This window comes from Pseudomonas sp. 05N433 (assembly GCF_056396925.1).
The window spans coordinates 101,826-120,960 of record NZ_JBFTML010000014.1 but is presented as its reverse complement, the minus strand read 5'-3'; the positions used below and the strand labels follow the sequence as shown (position 1 = coordinate 120,960).

Genomic DNA, 19,135 nt, shown 5'->3' with positions numbered 1-19,135 from the left:
GCTTTTCAATGATCTCTATCTTGCGACGTGGCCTGTTGATATTGCTCGCAGCCTTGCCGTTGATGGCTAACGCCATGGCGGCGCAGTCGGCGCACGATCTGGTTCAGGACACCACGACCCGGATGCTCGCCGACCTGTCGGCCAATAAAGAGAAGTACAAGCAGGATCCACAAGACTTTTATACGGCGTTGAACACCATCGTCGGTCCTGTGGTGGATGCCGAGGGCATTTCCAAAAGCATCATGACCGTCAAATACTCGCGCAAAGCAACGCCCGAGCAAATGAAGACGTTTGAAGAAAACTTCAAAAAAGGTCTGTTCCAGTTTTATGGCAACGCATTGCTCGAATACAACAACCAGGGCATTACTGTTGAGCCTGCCAAGGATGAATCGGGAGACCGTACCAGCGTTGGCATGACGGTCAAAGGCAGCAGCGGCGCGATCTATCCCGTGTCTTACACACTCGAAAAGATCAACGGCGAATGGAAGCTGCGTAACGTCATCATCAACGGCATCAATATCGGCAAGCTATTCCGCGATCAGTTCGCTGATGCGATGCAGCGCAATGGCAACGACCTGGACAAGACCATCAATGGTTGGGCCGGGGAAGTCGCCAAAGCCAAGGAAAACACCGAAAAAGCTGTCGAGAAGAAAGCCCAATGAGTGAGTCGGCCATTCGCATGAGCGAAACCGGCGAGCTGCTGCTCAGCGGTGTGCTGGATTACCGGACCGGCCCGAACTTGCGCAAGCAGGGGCAGGTACTGATCAAGTCCAGCAAGGCGCCTGCGCTGGTGGTCGATTGCTCCGCAGTGGAGAAGTCCAGCAGTGTCGGCTTGTCGCTGCTGTTGTGCTTCATGCGCGATGCCCAGGTGGCCGGCAAGGCCGTGAGCATTCGCGCGATGCCCGAAGACATGCGCAAAATCGCTCAGGTCAGCGAATTGACCGAGCTGTTGGCGCACCCCTGAACCGCATCTATAAAGAAGCCCCCCGTCAGAGTCCTGCTTCGCGGGGTTCGCAGGCGCGGGGCYTTTTTGTATGATGTCCGACCCGCGCGCACAGGGCGCCGATTGAGGTTGAGCATGCAGGCCGTAGAAGTGAAGAGCTTCCTTGAAGGAAAGCTGCCAAACACGAAGGTGGAAGTTGAAGGCGAAGGCTGCAATTTCCAGCTGAACGTGATTAGCGATGAACTGGCGGCGTTGAGCCCGGTGAAGCGTCAGCAGCAGGTCTATGCCCATTTGAACCCGTGGATTGTCGATGGCAGCATCCATGCGGTCACTATGAAATTTTTCAGCAGCGCGGCCTGGGCCGAGCGCACCTGAGCCCAAGGGCGTCGAGATTCTTATGGATAAATTGATTATTACTGGTGGCGCTCGTCTTGATGGCGAGATCCGCATCTCCGGGGCAAAGAACTCGGCCTTGCCGATCCTGGCTGCCACCTTGCTGTGCGATGGCCCGGTGACCGTGGCCAACCTGCCGCACCTGCACGACATCACCACCATGATCGAGCTGTTCGGTCGCATGGGCATTGAGCCTGTGATCGACGAGAAGCTCAGCGTCGAAATCGACCCACGCACCATCAAGACCCTGATCGCGCCGTACGAACTGGTTAAAACCATGCGCGCCTCGATCCTGGTGCTGGGCCCGATGGTTGCCCGTTTCGGTGAAGCCGAAGTTGCACTGCCTGGCGGTTGCGCCATCGGTTCGCGTCCGGTTGACCTGCACATCCGTGGTCTTGAAGCCATGGGCGCGGTCATCGACGTCGAAGGCGGCTACATCAAGGCCAAGGCCCCTGAAGGCGGCCTGCGCGGTGCGCACTTCTTCTTCGACACCGTCAGCGTGACCGGTACCGAGAACATCATGATGGCGGCCGCTCTGGCCAAGGGCCGCAGCGTTCTGGCCAACGCCGCTCGCGAGCCTGAAGTCGTCGACCTGGCGAACTTCCTGAACGCCATGGGCGCGAAGGTTTCCGGCGCCGGCACCGACACCATCACCATCGATGGCGTCGAGCGTCTGCATACGACCACTTACAAAGTGATGCCTGACCGTATCGAGACCGGCACCTATCTGGTGGCGGCAGCGGTCACCGGCGGGCGTGTGAAGGTCAAGGACACCGATCCGACCATCCTCGAAGCCGTTCTGGAAAAACTTCGTGAGTCGGGCGCCGAAATCACCACCGGTGAAGACTGGATCGAGCTGAACATGCACGGCAAGCGGCCGAAAGCCGTCAACGTGCGGACCGCTCCATACCCGGCGTTCCCGACCGACATGCAAGCGCAGTTCATCTCCCTCAACGCCATTGCCGAAGGCACTGGTGCTGTGATCGAGACGATCTTCGAAAACCGTTTCATGCACGTTTACGAACTGCACCGCATGGGCGCGCACATTCAGGTTGAAGGCAACACCGCCATCGTCACCGGCATCGAAAAGCTCAAGGGCGCGCCAGTCATGGCCACCGACCTGCGTGCTTCGGCCAGCCTGGTGATCTCGGCGCTGATCGCCGAAGGCGATACCCTGATCGATCGCATCTACCACATCGACCGTGGTTATGAGTGCATCGAAGAGAAGCTGCAGATGCTCGGCGCCAAGATCCGCCGCGTACCGGGCTAGTTCCTGCTGCATGGGCGCAGGGACGCGTCCGTTGATTTGTTGAAGTCGAGCCGGTTTCCGGCTCGATGTGTGTCCGGCGCCGTTTGCGACCGGGCATGAGTACCTTGATAAGGACTGACGTTTCCCATGTTGACTATCGCACTGTCCAAGGGCCGCATCCTTGACGACACCCTGCCGCTTCTGGCTGAAGCGGGCATCGTGCCGACCGAGAATCCGGACAAGAGCCGCAAGCTGATCATCCCCACGACCCAGGCCGATGTGCGCTTGCTGATCGTGCGTGCCACCGATGTGCCGACCTATGTCGAGCATGGTGCCGCCGATCTGGGCGTCGCCGGTAAAGACGTGCTGATGGAATACGGCGGCCAGGGTCTGTACGAACCGCTGGACCTGCAAATCGCCCAGTGCAAACTGATGACGGCCGGTAAAGTCGGCGCAGTCGAGCCCAAGGGCCGTCTGCGCATTGCCACCAAGTTCGTCAACGTCGCCAAGCGCTACTATGCCGAACAGGGTCGTCAGGTCGACATCATCAAGCTCTACGGCTCGATGGAACTGGCGCCGCTGATCGGCCTGGCGGACAAGATCATCGACGTGGTCGACACCGGTAACACGCTGCGGGCCAATGGCCTGGAGCCACAGGATTTCATCGCTGCCATCAGCTCCCGTCTGATCGTCAACAAGGCGTCGATGAAAATGCAGCATGCCCGTATCCAGGCGTTGATCGACACCCTGCGCAAGGCAGTGGAGTCTCGACACCGCGGCTGATTCACCTGCGCGACCTTGAGTCGCGCCCGTCTATCCGCCTCATAGCCAGAATTCTCGGGTGCCCAAGCGGATCAACGGCTAGCTTAGGGCGCCCGAGTTTTTGCCAATCCTATGAGGCTCTCGCTATGACCGCACCGACTGCAATTCGCCGACTCAACGCTGCTGACCCGGATTTCGCACATCATCTGGATCATCTGCTGAGCTGGGAAAGTGTGTCTGACGACTCGGTCAATCAGCGGGTGCTGGACATCATCAAGGCCGTGCGCGAGCGTGGCGATGCGGCGGTGGTCGAGTTCACCCAGAAGTTCGATGGCCTGCAAGTGGCGTCCATGGCGGACTTGATCCTGCCGCGCGAACGCCTGGAACTGGCATTGACCCGCATCACCGTGCCTCAGCGCGAAGCCCTGGAAAAAGCCGCGACCCGTGTGCGCAGCTACCACGAAAAGCAGAAACAGGACTCCTGGAGCTACACCGAAGCCGATGGCACGGTGCTGGGCCAGAAGGTCACGCCACTGGATCGCGCCGGTCTGTACGTGCCGGGCGGCAAGGCGTCCTACCCGTCCTCGGTGCTGATGAACGCGATTCCGGCCAAGGTGGCGGGCGTGACCGAAGTGGTCATGGTCGTGCCGACCCCGCGCGGTGAAGTCAACGAACTGGTGCTGGCCGCAGCCTGCATCGCCGGCGTCGACCGGGTGTTCACCATCGGCGGCGCGCAGGCAGTTGCGGCGCTGGCTTACGGCACCGAAAGCGTGCCGAAGGTCGACAAAGTGGTTGGCCCGGGCAACATCTATGTCGCCACCGCCAAGCGCCACGTGTTCGGCCAGGTTGGCATCGACATGATCGCCGGTCCGTCGGAGATTCTGGTGGTGTGCGACGGCCAGACCGATCCGGACTGGATCGCCATGGACCTGTTCTCCCAGGCCGAGCACGACGAAGACGCCCAGGCGATTCTGGTCAGCCCGGACGCCGAGTTCCTCGACAAGGTGGCCGCCAGCATCGCCAAACTGCTGCCGACCATGGAGCGCGCCGAGATCATCGAAACCTCGATCAATGGCCGTGGTGCGCTGATCAAGGTTCGCGACATGGAACAGGCCATCGAAGTGGCCAACCGCATTGCCCCAGAGCACCTGGAGCTGTCGGTCGCCGATCCACAGGCCTGGCTGCCGCAGATCCGTCACGCCGGCGCGATCTTCATGGGCCGCCACACTTCCGAGGCCCTGGGCGACTACTGCGCAKGTCCGAACCACGTATTGCCGACCTCCGGCACTGCGCGCTTCTCTTCGCCGCTGGGTGTTTACGACTTCCAGAAACGTTCGTCGATCATCTTCTGCTCCGAGCAGGGTGCCTCCGAACTGGGCAAGACCGCCTCCGTACTGGCCCGTGGCGAATCGCTGAGCGCTCACGCCCGCAGTGCTGAATACCGCATTCTTGATGACAAGCAGGGGAACTGAACATGAGTAAATTCTGGAGCCCGTTCGTCAAGAATCTGGTGCCTTATGTGCCGGGCGAGCAGCCGAAACTGGCCAAACTGGTGAAGCTCAACACCAACGAAAACCCGTACGGTCCATCGCCAAAAGCCCTGGCGGCGATGCAAACCGAACTGAACGACAACCTGCGTCTGTACCCGGACCCGAACAGCGACCTGCTCAAGCAAGCCGTTGCCAAGTACTACGGCGTGCAGGGCAATCAGGTGTTCCTCGGTAACGGTTCCGATGAAGTCCTGGCGCACATCTTTCATGGTTTGTTGCAACACGATAAGCCGCTGCTGTTCCCGGACATCAGCTACAGCTTCTACCCGGTTTACTGCGGGTTGTATGGCATCAAGTTCGATGCGGTTGCGCTGGACGAGCAGTTCCAGATCAATCCGGCGGACTATGCCAAGCCGAACGGCGGGATCATCTTCCCGAACCCGAATGCGCCGACCGGTTGCCTGTTGGCGCTGGACGCTGTTGAGCAAATCCTCAAGGCCAGCCCGGATTCGGTGGTCGTGGTGGATGAGGCTTACGTCGACTTCGGCGGTGAAACGGCGATCACGCTGGTGGACCGTTATCCGAACCTGTTGGTGACGCAGACCCTGTCCAAGTCCCGTTCCCTGGCCGGCCTGCGGGTTGGTCTGGCCGTGGGGCACCCGGATCTGATCGAGGCACTGGAGCGGATCAAGAACAGCTTCAACTCCTACCCGCTGGATCGTCTGGCGATTGTGGGGGCTGCGGCGGCGTTCGAAGATCGCGAGTATTTCGACAAGACTTGCCGGTTGGTCATCGAGAGTCGGGAGCAAGTGGTCGCGCAACTGGAAGCGAAAGGGTTTGAAGTGTTGCCGTCGGCGGCGAACTTCATTTTCGCCCGTCATCCGAAGCACGATGCTGCGGGGCTGGCAGCGAAGTTGCGCGAACAGGGCGTGATTGTTCGGCACTTCAAGCAAGAGCGGATTGCCCAGTTCCTGCGGATTTCCATCGGCACGCCGGAGCAGAATCAGGCACTGATCGACGGCCTCGGCGACCTCTAGACCAAAACTGTTCCTGTGGGAGCGAGCGGCGCGGCTCGTTCCCACAGGGTCCCGCTTACTCTTCTTCTTTTTCCTGGATCGGCGCCGGCGGCGGACGCAGACCGATTTCTGCGGTGAGCTTGAGTTCTTTACCGTTGCGCATCACCTGAATCGTGACCTTGTCGGTCGGTTTGATGCGCGCCACCTGGTTCATTGACTTGCGACCATCGCCAGCCGGTTCACCGTCGATGCTGAGGATCACGTCGCCCAATTGCAGGCCGGCCTTTTGCGCCGGGCCGTCACGGAAAATCCCCGCGACCACAATTCCCGGGCGTCCCGACAGGCCAAACGATTCCGCCAGTTCCTGACTCAACGGTTGCACTTCGATGCCGAGCCAGCCGCGAATCACCTGGCCGTGTTCGATGATCGACTTCATCACTTCCATCGCCAGTTTGACCGGGATCGCGAAGCCGATGCCTTGCGAGCCACCGGACTTGGAGAAGATTGCCGTGTTGATGCCGGTCAGGTTGCCGTTGGCGTCCACCAGTGCACCGCCGGAGTTGCCGGGGTTGATCGCGGCGTCGGTCTGGATGAAGTCTTCGTAGTTGTTCAGGCCCAACTGATTGCGCCCGGTGGCACTGATGATCCCCATGGTCACGGTCTGGCCGACGCCGAACGGGTTGCCGATGGCCAGGGCCACGTCACCGATGCGCAGGTTGTCAGAACGGCCGACGGTGATCGACGGCAGGTTTTTCAAGTCAATCTTCAATACCGCGAGGTCGGTCTCCGGGTCGCTGCCGATGACCCGGGCCAGGGTTTCACGACCATCCTTGAGCGCCACCACAATCTGGTCGGCACCGCTGGTCACGTGGTTGTTGGTCAGCAGGTAACCTTCCGGGCTCATGATCACGCCCGAACCGAGGCTCGACTCCATGCGCTTCTGCTTGGGCGAGTTGTCGCCGAAGAAGCGGCGGAACTGCGGGTCTTCAAACAGCGGATGGCTGGGTTTGTTGACCACTTTGGTGGTGTAAAGGTTGACCACCGACGGCGCAGCCGTGGTCACCGCATCGGCATAGGACACCGGGCCCTGCTGCACACCAAGGGTTTGCGGGGCTTGTTGCAGATTGACGTCGAGGCTTGGCAGCCCGACCCACTGCGGGTAACGCTGAATAATCAGTAGAGCGACAAGCACGCCGGCCAATAGCGGCCAGCCGGAAAAACGCAGCGCCTTGAGCATTAAGCACGTCCTGAGAGGTTGCAGGCGGTATGAGACCGCCCATAATGTCGCGCATTATACGAGGCCGCGCGCGCCTCTGAACGGGATATTTAGGAGTCTTTTATGGCCGTCGCCCTGAGCACCCTGGTCGAAGAAGCCGACCGTTACCTGGCAAGTGCGAAGATTGCCGATTACTGCCCCAACGGCTTGCAGGTCGAAGGCCGGCCGCAAGTAATGCGCATCGTCAGCGGTGTCACCGCCAGCCAGGCGTTGCTGGACGCCGCGGTGGAGGCCCAGGCCGATCTGGTGCTGGTGCATCACGGCTATTTCTGGAAAGGCGAGAACCCGTGCATCACCGGCATGAAGCAGCGCCGGTTGAAAACCCTGCTCAAGCACGACATCAGCCTGCTGTCCTATCACTTGCCGCTGGACCTGCACCCTGAAGTCGGCAACAACGTACAGCTTGCCCGGCAATTGGATATTACCGTCGAAGGCCCGTTGGATCCGGACAACCTGAAAATCGTCGGCCTGGTCGGCTCGTTGAGCGAACCGATGACCCCCCGCGATTTCGCCCGTCGGGTACAGGAAGTCATGGGGCGCGAGCCGTTACTGATCGAAGGCAGCGAGATGATTCGTCGGGTCGGCTGGTGCACCGGTGGTGGCCAGGGTTACATTGACCAGGCGGTGTTAGCCGGTGTCGATCTGTACCTCAGCGGCGAGGCCTCCGAGCAGACGTTCCACAGCGCCCGGGAAAACGACATCAGTTTCATCGCCGCCGGCCACCATGCCACCGAGCGTTACGGTGTGCAGGCTTTGGGTGATTACCTGGCGCGACGTTTCGCCCTCGAGCACATCTTCATCGATTGCCCGAACCCGATTTGACTACAGGGCTGGAGCCCAAACGAGGGGGTATATTCATATACCCTTTCGATCTAGCCGCCGTCCTGATTAGAAGAGGGCGCTGTGCTAGGATTCCCCGCTCGAACACGGCCCGCAGGCCGTCCATAAGATCGTTTTCGTGAGTAGCCATGGTCGACAAACTGACGCATCTGAAACAGCTGGAGGCCGAAAGCATCCACATCATCCGCGAGGTCGCCGCCGAGTTCGATAACCCGGTGATGCTGTACTCCGTCGGTAAAGACTCCGCCGTGATGCTGCACCTTGCGCGCAAGGCATTCTTCCCGGGCAAACTTCCGTTTCCGGTGATGCACGTCGACACCCAGTGGAAGTTCAAGGAAATGTACGCGTTCCGCGACCGCATGGTCGAAGAGCTCGGCCTGGACCTGCTGGTACACGTCAACCCCGAGGGCGTTGCGCAGGGTATCAACCCGCTGACCCACGGCAGTGCCAAGCACACCGACATCATGAAGACCGAAGGCCTCAAGCAGGCCCTCGACAAGTACGGCTTCGACGCCGCATTCGGTGGCGCCCGTCGCGACGAAGAGAAGTCCCGTGCCAAAGAGCGCGTGTATTCGTTCCGTGACAGCAAGCACCGCTGGGACCCGAAAAACCAGCGCCCGGAGCTGTGGAACGTCTACAACGGCAAGGTCAACAAGGGTGAATCGATCCGCGTATTCCCGTTGTCGAACTGGACCGAACTGGACATCTGGCAGTACATCTACCTGGAAGGCATCCCGATCGTGCCGCTGTATTTCGCAGCCGAACGTGATGTCATCGAGATGAACGGCACCTGGATCATGATCGACGACGAACGCCTGCTCAATCACCTGAGCGACGAAGACAAGGCGCGCATCGTCAAGAAGAAGGTCCGTTTCCGTACACTGGGCGACTACCCGTTGACCGGTGCTGTCGAGTCCGAGGCCACCAGCCTGACCGACATCATTCAGGAAATGCTCCTGACGCGAACTTCCGAACGCCAGGGCCGAGTCATCGATCACGATGGCGCCGGTTCCATGGAAGAAAAGAAACGTCAGGGTTATTTCTAAGGGGTTGTCATGTCGCACGCATCTGATTTGATCAGCGAGGACATCCTCGCCTACCTGGGCCAGCATGAACGCAAGGAAATGCTGCGCTTTCTGACTTGTGGCAACGTCGACGACGGCAAGAGCACCCTGATCGGGCGCCTGCTGCACGACTCCAAAATGATCTACGAAGATCATCTGGAAGCCATTACCCGCGACTCGAAAAAAGTCGGCACTACCGGCGAAGACATCGACCTGGCGTTGCTGGTCGACGGCTTGCAGGCCGAGCGTGAGCAGGGCATCACCATCGATGTCGCCTACCGCTATTTCTCTACCGCCAAGCGCAAATTCATCATCGCCGATACCCCCGGCCATGAGCAGTACACCCGCAACATGGCCACCGGTGCATCCACCTGTGACCTGGCGATCATCCTGGTCGACGCCCGTTACGGCGTGCAGACCCAGACCCGTCGCCACAGCTTTATCGCCTCGTTGCTGGGCATCAAGCACATCGTGGTCGCCATCAACAAGATGGACCTCAACGGCTTCGACGAAAGCGTATTTGAGTCGATCAAGGCCGATTACCTGAAGTTCGCCGAAGGCATCGCGTTCAAGCCGAGCACCATGGCGTTCGTGCCGATGTCCGCGCTCAAGGGCGACAACGTGGTGAACAAGTCCGAGCGCTCGCCGTGGTACACCGGCCAGTCGCTGATGGAAATCCTTGAAACCGTCGAAATCGCCAGCGACCGCAACTACACCGACCTGCGTTTCCCGGTGCAGTACGTCAACCGTCCGAACCTGAACTTCCGTGGTTTCGCCGGCACCCTGGCCAGCGGCATCGTGCACAAGGGCGACGAAGTCGTTGTGTTGCCGTCGGGCAAGAGCAGCCGCGTGAAATCCATTGTCACCTTCGAAGGTGAGCTGGAGCACGCCGGTCCTGGTCAAGCGGTGACGCTGACCATGGAAGACGAGATTGACATTTCCCGTGGCGACTTGCTGGTGCACGCCGATAACCAGCCGCAAGTGACCGACGCCTTCGACGCCATGCTGGTGTGGATGGCCGAAGAGCCGATGCTGCCGGGCAAGAAGTACGACATCAAGCGCGCCACGACTTACGTGCCGGGCTCGATCACCAGCATCGTCAATCGCGTGGACGTGAACACCTTGGCCGAAGGCCCTGCCAGCTCGTTGCAGCTGAACGAGATCGGTCGGGTCAAGATCAGCCTCGACGCGGCCATTGCGCTGGACGGTTACGACAGCAACCGCACCACGGGTTCGTTCATCGTCATCGACCGTTTGACCAACGGCACGGTCGCGGCCGGCATGATCATCGCTCAGCCGCTGGCGCATGGCAGCAGCTCCCACCACGGTAAACTGGCTCATGTAGCCACCGAAGAGCGCGCTCAGCGCTTCGGTCAGCAACCGGCCACCGTGTTGTTCAGCGGCCTGTCGGGCGCTGGCAAAAGCACCTTGGCGTATGCGGTTGAACGCAAGCTGTTCGACATGGGGCGCGCGGTGTTTGTACTCGATGGCCAGAACCTGCGTCATGACCTGAACAAAGGTCTGCCACAGGATCGCGCCGGGCGCACCGAGAATTGGCGTCGTGCGGCGCACGTTGCGCGTCAGTTCAACGAAGCCGGCCTGCTGACACTGGCGGCGTTCGTTGCCCCGAGTGCCGAAGGTCGTGAGCAGGCCAAGGACCTGATCGGCAAGGAGCGTCTGCTGACGGTCTACGTCCAGGCCTCGCCGACGGTCTGCGCTGAGCGTGATCCGCAAGGTCTGTACGCGGCGGGTGGCGACAATATCCCGGGCGAATCCTTCCCGTACGACGTGCCGCTGGATGCCGATCTGGTGATCGACACCCAGTCGCTGTCGCTGGAAGAAAGCGTCAAGCAAGTGCTGGATCTGCTGCGCAAGCGTGGCGCGATCTAAGCATTAGCTGAAAACAAAAAGCCCGCAGATGAGTGATCATCTGCGGGCTTTTTTGTGTCCGGAAGGACACTTTCGCGGGCACCTCAAGAATTCACTGGATACTCCCGGTGCATTTGTCCCAACAGCGCATCCTTGTCATTCCACAACTGATTGATCCAGCCCTGAAACTCCAGGCGATACACCCCGTCCTGGTCGTAGTTCTTGCCAACGAACTGCGGTGGAATCTTCAGCTCCTGAAAGTGCACCACCACGTCTTTCACATTGCCGCAGAGCAAATCCCAATAGCCTGGACGCCCGGCCGGGTAGTGGATGGTCACGTTGACGATGGCTTCCAGCTGGTCGCCCATGGCATCCAGCACGAATGCAATGCCGCCCGCTTTCGGCTTCAGCAGGTAGCGGAACGGTGAACTCTGCTGGGCGTGTTTGCCCTCGGTAAAGCGTGTGCCTTCGACGAAGTTGAAAATCCCCACCGGGTTATTGCGGAACTTGTCGCAGGTCTTGCGGGTGGTTTCCAGGTCTTTGCCTTTCTTCTGCGGATGCTTTTCCAGATAGGCCTTGGAGTAACGCTTCATGAACGGAAAACCCAACGCCCACCACGCCAGGCCAATCACCGGTACCCAGATCAGTTCCTGTTTGAGGAAGAACTTCAGCGGGCGGATGCGACGGTTGAGCACGTACTGCAACACCATGATGTCGACCCAGCTCTGGTGGTTGCTGGTGATCAGATAGGAGTGCCGATAGTCCAGGTCTTGCAAACCGCTGAGGTGCCAGCGTGTGCGGCAAACCAGATTCATCCAGCCCTTGTTGTTACTGATCCACGCTTCGTGGGTATGACTCATCAGCCAGCGCGCGAAACRTTGGGTGAGGGCGAACGGCAACACTTTGAACAGCGCCACACAGAACAGAAACGAGCAGAGCAGAATCGTATTCAGCGCCAACAGCAGCGAGGCGATCACGCCGCGCACGGGTGCAGGTAGAAAATCCAGCATTTAAATATCCATAGGTCGGTTGGCCGCTTGAATCGCGGTCAGCGCGATGGTGTACACGATGTCGTCGACTTGCGCGCCACGCGGCAGGTCGTTCACCGGTTTGCGCAGGCCTTGCAGCATTGGCCCGAGGCTGACGCAGTCGGCGCTGCGTTGCACGGCTTTGTGGGTGGTATTGCCGGTGTTCAGGTCGGGGAACACGAACACCGTGGCACGACCGGCCACCTGACTGTTCGGCGCCAGTTGCCGGGCCACGGTTTCGTTGGCAGCGGCATCGTATTGCAACGGGCCGTCGATCAGCAGTGAGTGTTGCTGTTCGTGGGCGAGCAAGGTGGCCTCGCGAACCTTCTCGACTTCTTCGCCGCTGGCCGATTCACCGCTGGAGTAGCTGATCATCGCCACTCGCGGAGTGATGCCGAACGCCGCTGCCGAATCGGCGCTTTGCAAGGCGATCTCGGCCAGTTCGCTGGCGCTCGGGTGCGGGTTCATCACGCAGTCGCCGTAGACCAGCACTTCTTCGGGGAACAGCATGAAGAACACCGACGACACCAGGGTGCAACCCGGCGCGGTCTTGATCAGTTGCAGGGCCGGGCGGATGGTGTTGGCGGTGGAGTGAATGACCCCGGACACCAGCCCGTCGACTTCATCCAGCGCCAGCATCATGGTGCCGATCACCACGGTGTCTTCCAGTTGCTGCTCGGCCATCGGCGCGTTGAGGCTTTTGGTCTTGCGCAGCGCAACCATCGGCTCGACATAACGCTCGCGAATCAGGTCCGGGTCGAGGATTTCCAGCCCCGGTGGCAACTCGATGCCTTGGGCGCGGGCGACCGCCTCGACGTCTGCCGGTTTGGCCAGCAATACACAACGGGCAATGCCCCGGGCCTGGCAGATCGCAGCGGCTTGCACGGTCAACGGCTCGCTGCCTTCAGGCAACACGATGCGCTTGTTGGCGGCCTGGGCGCGCTGGATCAGTTGATAGCGGAACACCGCGGGCGACAGGCGCATTTCCCGTGGCGTGCCGCAGCGTTGGTGCAGCCAGTTGGCGTCGAGGTGGCTGGCGACGAAATCGGTGATGATCTCCGCGCGCTCGCGGTCGTCGATCGGGATTTCCTTGTTCAAACCGTTCAACTGGTTGGCGGTGTCGTAGGAACCGGTACTCACCGACAACACCGGCAGGCCGGCCTGCAAGGCGCCACGGCACAGCTCCATGATGCGCGGGTCGGGCAGGGTGTCGCTGGTCAGCAGCAGGCCGGCCAGGGGCACACCGTTCATCGCCGCGAGGCTGACCGCGAGGATGATGTCGTCGCGATCGCCGGGGGTCACCACCAGCACGCCGGGCTTGAGCAGCTCCACGGTGTTGCGCACGGTGCGGGCGCAAATGATGATTTTGGTCATGCGCCGGGTTTCGTAGTCACCGGCATTGAGCACCTGAGCGCCCATCAACTCAGCCACGTCACGGGTGCGCGGCGCGTTCAGCTCCGGTTGAAACGGGATGCAGCCGAGCAGACGGAAGTCGCCACTGCGCAGCAACGGCGAGTGCTCTCTCAGGCGCGAGGCGAAGACGTCCATGCTTTCGTCGGTCTTGACCTTGTTGAGGATCACGCCCAGCACTTTCGGGTCCTTCGGCCCGCCGAACAATTGCGCCTGCAATTCCACCCGGCCGGACAATTCGGTCAGCACTTCGTTTTCCGGCGCCGAAACCAGAATCACGTCGGCGTCGAGGCTCTTGGCCAAGTGCAGGTTGACCCGCGCGGCGTAGCTGGCGCTGCGGGTCGGGACCATGCCTTCGACAATCAGCACGTCCTTGCCGATAGCGGCTTGCTGGTAAAGGGTGATGATTTCTTCGAGCAATTCGTCCAGCTGACCGTCGCCGAGCATCCGCTCGACATGGGCCAGGCCCAGCGGCTGAGGCGGTTTCAAACCGTGGGTGCGGGCCACCAGTTCGGTGGAGCGTTCAGGGCCGGTGTCGCCCGGGTGCGGTTGGGCAATCGGTTTGAAAAAGCCGACTTTGAGGCCGGCCCGCTCAAGGGTACGCACCAGCCCGAGGCTGATGGAGGTCAGACCCACACCAAAATCGGTGGGCGCGATAAAAAAAGTTTGCATGCGGATTCTCTAAGGGTGCATGGCAATGGTGAACGCCTATGGCTGGCGTTCTACCGATATTCAGTGGTCAAGGTTATCGCTAACCGAGCCTTGTGCGCACCAACCGCAATCAAAGGGCTGGCCTATTTTTTCATTGCGCAGCGCAGGGTCCAGCACCCAGGCCCGGGATTGCCACGGCGGCTGGTGCCGCAGGTGTTGGGTATGGCCGCAGGACAGCTCGGCCACCCAGTGCCCGTCCTCGTCCTGATGAAAACCTGTAATGGTCGAGGCTTTCATTGCACCCCGTTTGTCTGGGTTGTGTTCGCTTTCGGGCGATTGCTTCGCTAAACTTGGACATTCATCTTTCTTATGCAAAAGGTCTCGCCCCATGCTGATCGCCGCCAATAAGGCTGTCTCCATCGACTATACCCTGACCAACGACGCTGGTGAGGTCATCGACAGCTCCGCCGGCGGCGCGCCGCTGGTCTACCTGCAAGGCGCAGGTAACATCATTCCGGGCCTGGAAAAGGCGCTGGAAGGCAAAGCAGTCGGTGATGAACTGAAAGTCTCCGTAGAACCTGAAGATGCCTACGGCGAATACGCTGCTGAACTGGTCAGCACCCTGAGCCGCAGCATGTTCGAAGGCGTCGATGAACTGGAAGTGGGCATGCAGTTCCACGCTTCCGCTCCGGACGGCCAGATGCAGATCGTCACCATTCGCGATCTGGACGGCGACGATGTCACCGTCGACGGCAACCACCCGCTGGCCGGTCAGCGCCTGAATTTCCAGGTCAAGATCGTTGCCATCCGTGATGCCAGCCAGGAAGAAATCGCTCATGGTCACGTCCATGGCGAAGGTGGCCATCACCACTGATTTTCTGCGCTAAGCTTTCGAGAACTGGAGAGGCGCCCGAGGGCGCCTTTTTAGTCCGCGGCTGTCCTTGGCGACATGACCAAGTGGCTGTTTCGAGAAGAACACGGGAAATTTGGAGTCCGTCATGAGTGCTTTTCACGACCTTACATTGAAAGCTTTGGATGGCCAGGAGTTACCTCTGGCGCCCTTCAAAGGGCACGTCGTGCTGGTGGTCAACGTCGCCTCCAAATGTGGCTTGACCCCACAGTACGCTGCTCTGGAAAACCTCTACCAGCAATACAAGGGCATGGGTTTCAGCGTGCTGGGCTTGCCGTGCAACCAGTTTGCCGGGCAGGAACCGGGCACAGAGCAGGAGATCCAGGCGTTCTGCAGCCTCAACTATGGCGTGACCTTTCCGTTGTCCAGCAAGCTGGAAGTCAACGGTCACGAACGTCATCAGCTGTACCRCCTGCTGGCGGGCGAGGGTGCGGAGTTTCCGGGCGACATCACCTGGAACTTCGAAAAATTCCTGTTGGGCAAGGACGGTCGCGTATTGGCGCGGTTCTCGCCGCGTACGGCGCCGGATGATCCTTCTGTTATCCAGGCGATTGAAAAAGCTCTGAGTTAAAAGCGCAGATCAAGATCAAAAGATCGCAGCCTTCGGCAGCTACAGGTATTCACATTCCTCTGTAGAAGCTGCCGAAGGCTGCGATCTTTTCGTTTCTAATCCTTAATCACTCAAATCAATAGTGCTGTTCAAGGCAGGGCGCTCTCCATATTATCGCCGTCATAAAGCCTATGTCCCGTGGAGCGTCCAATGCCTGTCAAAGCCCTGTTCAAGCCTTTTCACCTCGGCGCTCTCGAACTGCCGACCCGCGTCGTCATGGCACCGATGACCCGCTCGTTTTCGCCGGGCGGCGTGCCCAACTCCAAAGTGATTGAATACTACCGTCGCCGCGCTGCCGCCGGAGTTGGCCTGATCATCACCGAAGGCACCACGGTCGGTCACAAGGCCTCCAACGGTTACCCGAACGTGCCGCACTTCTACGGTGAAGCCGCACTGGCCGGCTGGAAAAAAGTCGTCGATGCAGTGCATGCCGAAGGCGGCAAGATCGTTCCGCAGCTGTGGCATGTGGGCAGCGTGCGCCGTATCGGCACCGAGCCGGATGCCAGCGTGCCAGGTTATGGTCCGTCGGAAAAACTGAAAGACGGACAGGTCGTGGTTCACGGCATGACCCAGCAGGATATCCAGGAGGTGATCGCTGCGTTCGCCCAAGCCGCCAAAGACGCCCAGAGCATCGGCATGGACGGCGTGGAAATCCACGGTGCCCATGGTTATCTGGTGGACCAGTTCTTCTGGGAAGGCAGCAACCAGCGCACCGACGAATACGGTGGCAGCCTGGCCAGCCGTTCGCGCTTCGCCATCGAATTGATTCAGGCGGTGCGCGCAGCAGTCGGCGAGGGATTCCCGATCATCTTCCGTTTCTCCCAGTGGAAGCAGCAGGACTACGCCGCGCGACTGGTGCAGACGTCAGAGGCGTTGGGCGAATTTCTCAAGCCGTTGTCCGACGCCGGCGTGGATATTTTCCACTGCTCGACACGCCGTTTCTGGGAGCCGGAGTTCGACGGTTCCGAACTGAACCTGGCCGGCTGGACCCGCAAGCTCACCGGCAAGCCGACCATCACCGTTGGCAGCGTCGGCCTGGATGGCGAGTTCCTGCAATTCATGGTCAACACCGACAAGATCGCACAGCCGGCCAGCCTGGAAAAACTGCTGGAGCGGTTGAATAACGATGAGTTCGACCTGGTGGCGGTGGGGCGTGCGTTGTTGGTGGACCCGGACTGGGCGCAGAAAGTGCGTGACGGTCGTGAGCAGGACATCCTGCCGTTCAGCCGTGATGCGTTAATGACGCTGGTTTAAGCGGCGTCAGGAAAGGCCTATATCGCGGGCAAGCCTCGCTCCTACAAGGGCGAGGCTTGCCCGCGAAGCTTTTAAGGTAACAACGCCGCATCGGATAGAACCTGTTCCTGCGCACAAGCCCCCCGCAACTGCCCCTCGAACTGCTCGATAATCGCCGCCCAGCCCTGACGGCTTGCATGCTGGCGGGCATTGAGCCGCATGCAGCGCAAGGTTTCGCGCTCCTCCAGCAGCCAACGTGCCGCATCGCAGAACGCCTGTTCATCCCCGGGCATGGCCAATACGCCGTTATAGCCATGGCGAATATGCTGAGCCGCCGCAGCCTGATCGTACGCCACCACCCCCAGCCCTGAGGCCAATGCCTCAAGCACCACATTGCCGAAGGTTTCGGTCAGGCTCGGAAACAGAAACACATCCCCCGAGGCATAGTGACTGGCCAGCGCTTCGCCGCGTTGTGAGCCGCAAAAAATCGCCTCGGGCAATTCCTTTTCCAGCGCCGATCGTTGCGGACCGTCACCGACCACAATCAATTTCATGTTGCGCTGTGGATAAGTGGTTTTCAGCGCGTCGAAACTACGCTTGAGCAGGCCAAGATTCTTCTCCTGGGCCAGGCGTCCTACGTGGATGAAGGCGATGTCATCCTCGGCCAGTCCCCATTGCTCACGCAGCGGTTTCAGTCGTTTGACCGGATGAAACAACTGGCTGTCGACGCCTCGAGAGAGTAACGCCAGACGCTCGAAACTGCGCCGCTCCAGCTCCAGTCGCTGGCTGGCGCTGGGCACCAGGGTCAGGGTCGAGCGATTGTGAAACCAGCGCAGGTAGTGGGTCAGCAAGCGCGTCAGCAACCCGAGCCCATACTGGCTGGAATACTGCTGAAAATTGGTATGAAAGCCGCTAACCACCGAAATCCCCAAACGTCGTGCCGCGCGTAACGCCGACAACCCCAGCGGTCCTTCGGTGGCGATGTACAACACGTCCGGGCGATGGCGCTTCCAGCGCCGCAGCAGCTTGTGCATCGACGACTGGCCCCATTGCAGGCCGGGATAACCCGGCAGCGGCCAGCCTCGACACAGCAGCAACTCATCATTGCTGCCGATCAGCGGGTCGCCGCCCTGACGTGGCCGCACCAACTCGACCTGATGCCCGCGCGCGCGCAAACCGTCGAACAAGCGGCCAAGAGTATTGGCCACGCCGTTGATTTCCGGGGGGAAGGTTTCGGTGATCAGGGTGATATGCAGAGCTGTCGTCATGACCTCAGTGTCGGCTGAGGCCATGTCGTCATTGTGACGGTGGGATGATGGATATATGACGCGATTAACTGCGTTCCGCCACCAGATTCTCCGCGCCACGCTCACGCACCCAGAACAGCGTCGCGCCAGCCACGGCCGCCGGCATCATCAAAATGTTCACCACCGGAATCAGCAATGCCAGATAAACGATCCCGCCAAAACTCATGCTCTGCCAGCGCTTCTTGCGCAGCCAGGCGAGCATCTCGTTCCAGCCCAGCTTGTGGTTGTCCGCCGGGTAGTCGATGTATTGGATCGCCATCATCCACACCCCGAACAGCAGCCACAGCGGTGCGGCAATGATGTTCACCACGGGGATGAAGGAGAGGATGAACAGCCCGATGGCCCTTGGCAGGAAGTAGCCGAGCTTGCGCATTTCCCGGGTCAGGGTACGGGGGATCATGGCGATCAGTTCGCCCCAGCTGAAGGTCGGGAAATCGTCGGTGCCGCGCACCACCACTTCGACTTTCTCCGCGAGGAAGCCGTTGAACGGTGCGGCAATAACGTTGGCGAGCATTGTGAAGGTGAAGAACACCATCAACACCACCAACACCACGAATAGCGGCCAGAGGATATAGCTGAGGAAGCTCAGCCAATCGGGCAGGGACGGCATCAGCGTATCGACCCATAGGCTGAACTGATGACCGGCCAGATAGATCAATCCGACGAACAGCACCAGGTTGATCGCCAGCGGCAGCAACACGAACAGACGCAGACTTGGGCTCAGGACCAGATTGAGGCCTTCGCGCAGGTATTGCGGGCCGGACAGAACGGGGGCGGGCATAACGTGCTCCGAACAAGAGGGAAACGCGCCGACCTTACCGGCTTTGCCTGAGGTGCGAAAGCGCGGTAGCGGCATCGACATTAACTGTAACAAAGGCGTCTATACATTCACTGCAACGGAATAGAGACCGCCTATGAGCTGGATTGTTAAACCGTATTTCCTTAATCTTCGCCCCCTCGATACGCTGCACCCATTCTTTTACAGGACTGTCGAGCCCAAGCCTTCCCCAAGTGCTTTCAACGGTCCTTTTTTATTCCCGCCGGCAATCCGGCGTTCCGCGCCCAGTGTTTCGGGCCGGTCAAC

General features: G+C 60.1%; 19 protein-coding genes. 13 read left to right on the top strand and 6 right to left on the bottom strand.

Going from position 1 to position 19,135, the window contains the following annotated elements:
- The first annotated feature begins 8 nt into the window (after positions 1–8).
- The 7 genes from AC1DIS_RS10335 to hisC all read left to right on the top strand — a co-directional run bounded on the left by AC1DIS_RS10335 (position 9) and on the right by hisC (position 5,874).
- Positions 9–662: an MlaC/ttg2D family ABC transporter substrate-binding protein gene (locus AC1DIS_RS10335; RefSeq protein WP_018927198.1), complete on the top strand. Its 654-nt coding sequence runs from the start codon at positions 9–11 to the stop codon at positions 660–662.
- Positions 659–964 (top strand): STAS domain-containing protein, encoded by a 306-nt coding sequence (locus tag AC1DIS_RS10330; RefSeq protein WP_018927197.1) that lies wholly within the window; start codon positions 659–661, stop codon positions 962–964. The genes AC1DIS_RS10335 and AC1DIS_RS10330 overlap by 4 nt, the downstream gene beginning before the upstream one ends.
- A 114-nt stretch (positions 965–1,078) precedes the next feature.
- Entirely contained in the window at positions 1,079–1,318 is a 240-nt protein-coding gene (locus AC1DIS_RS10325) for a BolA family protein (protein WP_018927196.1), read from the top strand.
- A gap of 22 nt (positions 1,319–1,340) precedes the next feature.
- Positions 1,341–2,606 (top strand): UDP-N-acetylglucosamine 1-carboxyvinyltransferase, encoded by a 1,266-nt coding sequence (murA, locus tag AC1DIS_RS10320; RefSeq protein ID WP_018927195.1) that lies wholly within the window; start codon positions 1,341–1,343, stop codon positions 2,604–2,606.
- Between the two features lie 126 nt (positions 2,607–2,732).
- A complete protein-coding gene (hisG, locus tag AC1DIS_RS10315; protein WP_007941260.1) occupies positions 2,733–3,368 on the top strand; it encodes an ATP phosphoribosyltransferase in 636 nt (211 codons plus the stop codon).
- A 125-nt stretch (positions 3,369–3,493) separates the two neighbouring features.
- Positions 3,494–4,819 (top strand): histidinol dehydrogenase, encoded by a 1,326-nt coding sequence (gene hisD, locus AC1DIS_RS10310; RefSeq protein WP_477780859.1) that lies wholly within the window; start codon positions 3,494–3,496, stop codon positions 4,817–4,819.
- A gap of 2 nt (positions 4,820–4,821) precedes the next feature.
- On the top strand, positions 4,822–5,874 hold the full coding sequence (gene hisC / locus AC1DIS_RS10305) for a histidinol-phosphate transaminase (protein WP_018927193.1): 1,053 nt from the start codon (positions 4,822–4,824) through the stop codon (positions 5,872–5,874).
- 55 nt (positions 5,875–5,929) lie between these two features.
- Here the strand turns inward: hisC and algW are convergent, their stop codons facing one another.
- Positions 5,930–7,090 carry a Do family serine endopeptidase AlgW gene (gene algW / locus AC1DIS_RS10300; protein ID WP_018927192.1) on the bottom strand — a complete coding sequence of 387 codons (1,161 nt, stop codon included), beginning with the start codon at positions 7,088–7,090 and terminating at the stop codon, positions 5,930–5,932.
- Positions 7,091–7,192: 102 nt separating this feature from the next.
- On the opposite strand from algW, the gene AC1DIS_RS10295 reads away from it, so the two are divergent.
- The 3 genes from AC1DIS_RS10295 to cysN all read left to right on the top strand — a co-directional run bounded on the left by AC1DIS_RS10295 (position 7,193) and on the right by cysN (position 10,923).
- The gene (locus AC1DIS_RS10295) at positions 7,193–7,951 is read left to right on the top strand and encodes a Nif3-like dinuclear metal center hexameric protein (RefSeq protein ID WP_018927191.1); all 759 of its coding nucleotides are present in this window, start codon (positions 7,193–7,195) and stop codon (positions 7,949–7,951) included.
- A gap of 146 nt (positions 7,952–8,097) precedes the next feature.
- A complete protein-coding gene (cysD, locus tag AC1DIS_RS10290; RefSeq protein ID WP_007941268.1) occupies positions 8,098–9,015 on the top strand; it encodes a sulfate adenylyltransferase subunit CysD in 918 nt (305 codons plus the stop codon).
- A gap of 9 nt (positions 9,016–9,024) precedes the next feature.
- Positions 9,025–10,923: a sulfate adenylyltransferase subunit CysN gene (cysN, locus tag AC1DIS_RS10285; protein WP_018927190.1), complete on the top strand. Its 1,899-nt coding sequence runs from the start codon at positions 9,025–9,027 to the stop codon at positions 10,921–10,923.
- Positions 10,924–11,006: 83 nt separating this feature from the next.
- On the opposite strand, the gene AC1DIS_RS10280 is transcribed toward cysN, so the two are convergent.
- The 3 genes from AC1DIS_RS10280 to AC1DIS_RS10270 are packed head-to-tail and all read right to left on the bottom strand — an operon-like array spanning position 11,007 to position 14,411.
- Positions 11,007–11,912, bottom strand: coding sequence for an acyltransferase (locus AC1DIS_RS10280; protein ID WP_477780858.1), 906 nt, complete (start codon positions 11,910–11,912; stop codon positions 11,007–11,009).
- The gene (pta, locus tag AC1DIS_RS10275) at positions 11,913–14,012 is read right to left on the bottom strand and encodes a phosphate acetyltransferase (protein WP_018927188.1); all 2,100 of its coding nucleotides are present in this window, start codon (positions 14,010–14,012) and stop codon (positions 11,913–11,915) included. It lies immediately after the preceding gene.
- A gap of 60 nt (positions 14,013–14,072) precedes the next feature.
- On the bottom strand, positions 14,073–14,411 hold the full coding sequence (locus tag AC1DIS_RS10270; protein WP_064621356.1) for a DUF3565 domain-containing protein: 339 nt from the start codon (positions 14,409–14,411) through the stop codon (positions 14,073–14,075).
- On the opposite strand from AC1DIS_RS10270, the gene AC1DIS_RS10265 reads away from it, so the two are divergent.
- From AC1DIS_RS10265 to AC1DIS_RS10255, 3 genes are all read left to right on the top strand, one after another.
- On the top strand, positions 14,380–14,865 hold the full coding sequence (locus tag AC1DIS_RS10265) for an FKBP-type peptidyl-prolyl cis-trans isomerase (RefSeq protein WP_064620281.1): 486 nt from the start codon (positions 14,380–14,382) through the stop codon (positions 14,863–14,865). The genes AC1DIS_RS10270 and AC1DIS_RS10265 overlap by 32 nt on opposite strands.
- A 124-nt stretch (positions 14,866–14,989) precedes the next feature.
- Complete coding sequence (locus AC1DIS_RS10260) at positions 14,990–15,472, top strand: glutathione peroxidase (RefSeq protein ID WP_477780857.1); 483 nt, start codon at positions 14,990–14,992, stop codon at positions 15,470–15,472.
- 189 nt (positions 15,473–15,661) lie between these two features.
- Complete coding sequence (locus AC1DIS_RS10255) at positions 15,662–16,765, top strand: NADH:flavin oxidoreductase (RefSeq protein ID WP_477743243.1); 1,104 nt, start codon at positions 15,662–15,664, stop codon at positions 16,763–16,765.
- A 71-nt stretch (positions 16,766–16,836) separates the two neighbouring features.
- On the opposite strand, the gene AC1DIS_RS10250 is transcribed toward AC1DIS_RS10255, so the two are convergent.
- Both AC1DIS_RS10250 and cysZ read right to left on the bottom strand, forming a co-directional pair.
- Positions 16,837–18,036 (bottom strand): glycosyltransferase family 4 protein, encoded by a 1,200-nt coding sequence (locus AC1DIS_RS10250; RefSeq protein WP_477743244.1) that lies wholly within the window; start codon positions 18,034–18,036, stop codon positions 16,837–16,839.
- A 40-nt stretch (positions 18,037–18,076) separates the two neighbouring features.
- Positions 18,077–18,832, bottom strand: a complete 756-nt coding sequence (gene cysZ / locus AC1DIS_RS10245; protein WP_477743245.1) for a sulfate transporter CysZ — start codon at positions 18,830–18,832, stop codon at positions 18,077–18,079.
- Positions 18,833–19,135: the final 303 nt, after the last annotated feature.

What these genes read in the sequence shown, in the direction of transcription:
- AC1DIS_RS10335 (WP_018927198.1), top strand. Translation starts at nt 9, where the DNA reads ATGATCTCTATCTTGCGACGTGGCCTGTTGATATTGCTCGCAGCCTTG.
- AC1DIS_RS10330 (WP_018927197.1), top strand. Translation starts at nt 659, where the DNA reads ATGAGTGAGTCGGCCATTCGCATGAGCGAAACCGGCGAGCTGCTGCTC.
- AC1DIS_RS10325 (WP_018927196.1), top strand. Translation starts at nt 1,079, where the DNA reads ATGCAGGCCGTAGAAGTGAAGAGCTTCCTTGAAGGAAAGCTGCCAAAC.
- murA (WP_018927195.1), top strand. Translation starts at nt 1,341, where the DNA reads ATGGATAAATTGATTATTACTGGTGGCGCTCGTCTTGATGGCGAGATC.
- hisG (WP_007941260.1), top strand. Translation starts at nt 2,733, where the DNA reads ATGTTGACTATCGCACTGTCCAAGGGCCGCATCCTTGACGACACCCTG.
- hisC (WP_018927193.1), top strand. Translation starts at nt 4,822, where the DNA reads ATGAGTAAATTCTGGAGCCCGTTCGTCAAGAATCTGGTGCCTTATGTG.
- algW (WP_018927192.1), bottom strand. Translation starts at nt 7,090, where the DNA reads ATGCTCAAGGCGCTGCGTTTTTCCGGCTGGCCGCTATTGGCCGGCGTG.
- AC1DIS_RS10295 (WP_018927191.1), top strand. Translation starts at nt 7,193, where the DNA reads ATGGCCGTCGCCCTGAGCACCCTGGTCGAAGAAGCCGACCGTTACCTG.
- cysD (WP_007941268.1), top strand. Translation starts at nt 8,098, where the DNA reads ATGGTCGACAAACTGACGCATCTGAAACAGCTGGAGGCCGAAAGCATC.
- cysN (WP_018927190.1), top strand. Translation starts at nt 9,025, where the DNA reads ATGTCGCACGCATCTGATTTGATCAGCGAGGACATCCTCGCCTACCTG.
- pta (WP_018927188.1), bottom strand. Translation starts at nt 14,012, where the DNA reads ATGCAAACTTTTTTTATCGCGCCCACCGATTTTGGTGTGGGTCTGACC.
- AC1DIS_RS10265 (WP_064620281.1), top strand. Translation starts at nt 14,380, where the DNA reads ATGCTGATCGCCGCCAATAAGGCTGTCTCCATCGACTATACCCTGACC.
- AC1DIS_RS10270 (WP_064621356.1), bottom strand. Translation starts at nt 14,411, where the DNA reads ATGGAGACAGCCTTATTGGCGGCGATCAGCATGGGGCGAGACCTTTTG.
- AC1DIS_RS10255 (WP_477743243.1), top strand. Translation starts at nt 15,662, where the DNA reads ATGCCTGTCAAAGCCCTGTTCAAGCCTTTTCACCTCGGCGCTCTCGAA.
- AC1DIS_RS10250 (WP_477743244.1), bottom strand. Translation starts at nt 18,036, where the DNA reads ATGGCCTCAGCCGACACTGAGGTCATGACGACAGCTCTGCATATCACC.
- cysZ (WP_477743245.1), bottom strand. Translation starts at nt 18,832, where the DNA reads ATGCCCGCCCCCGTTCTGTCCGGCCCGCAATACCTGCGCGAAGGCCTC.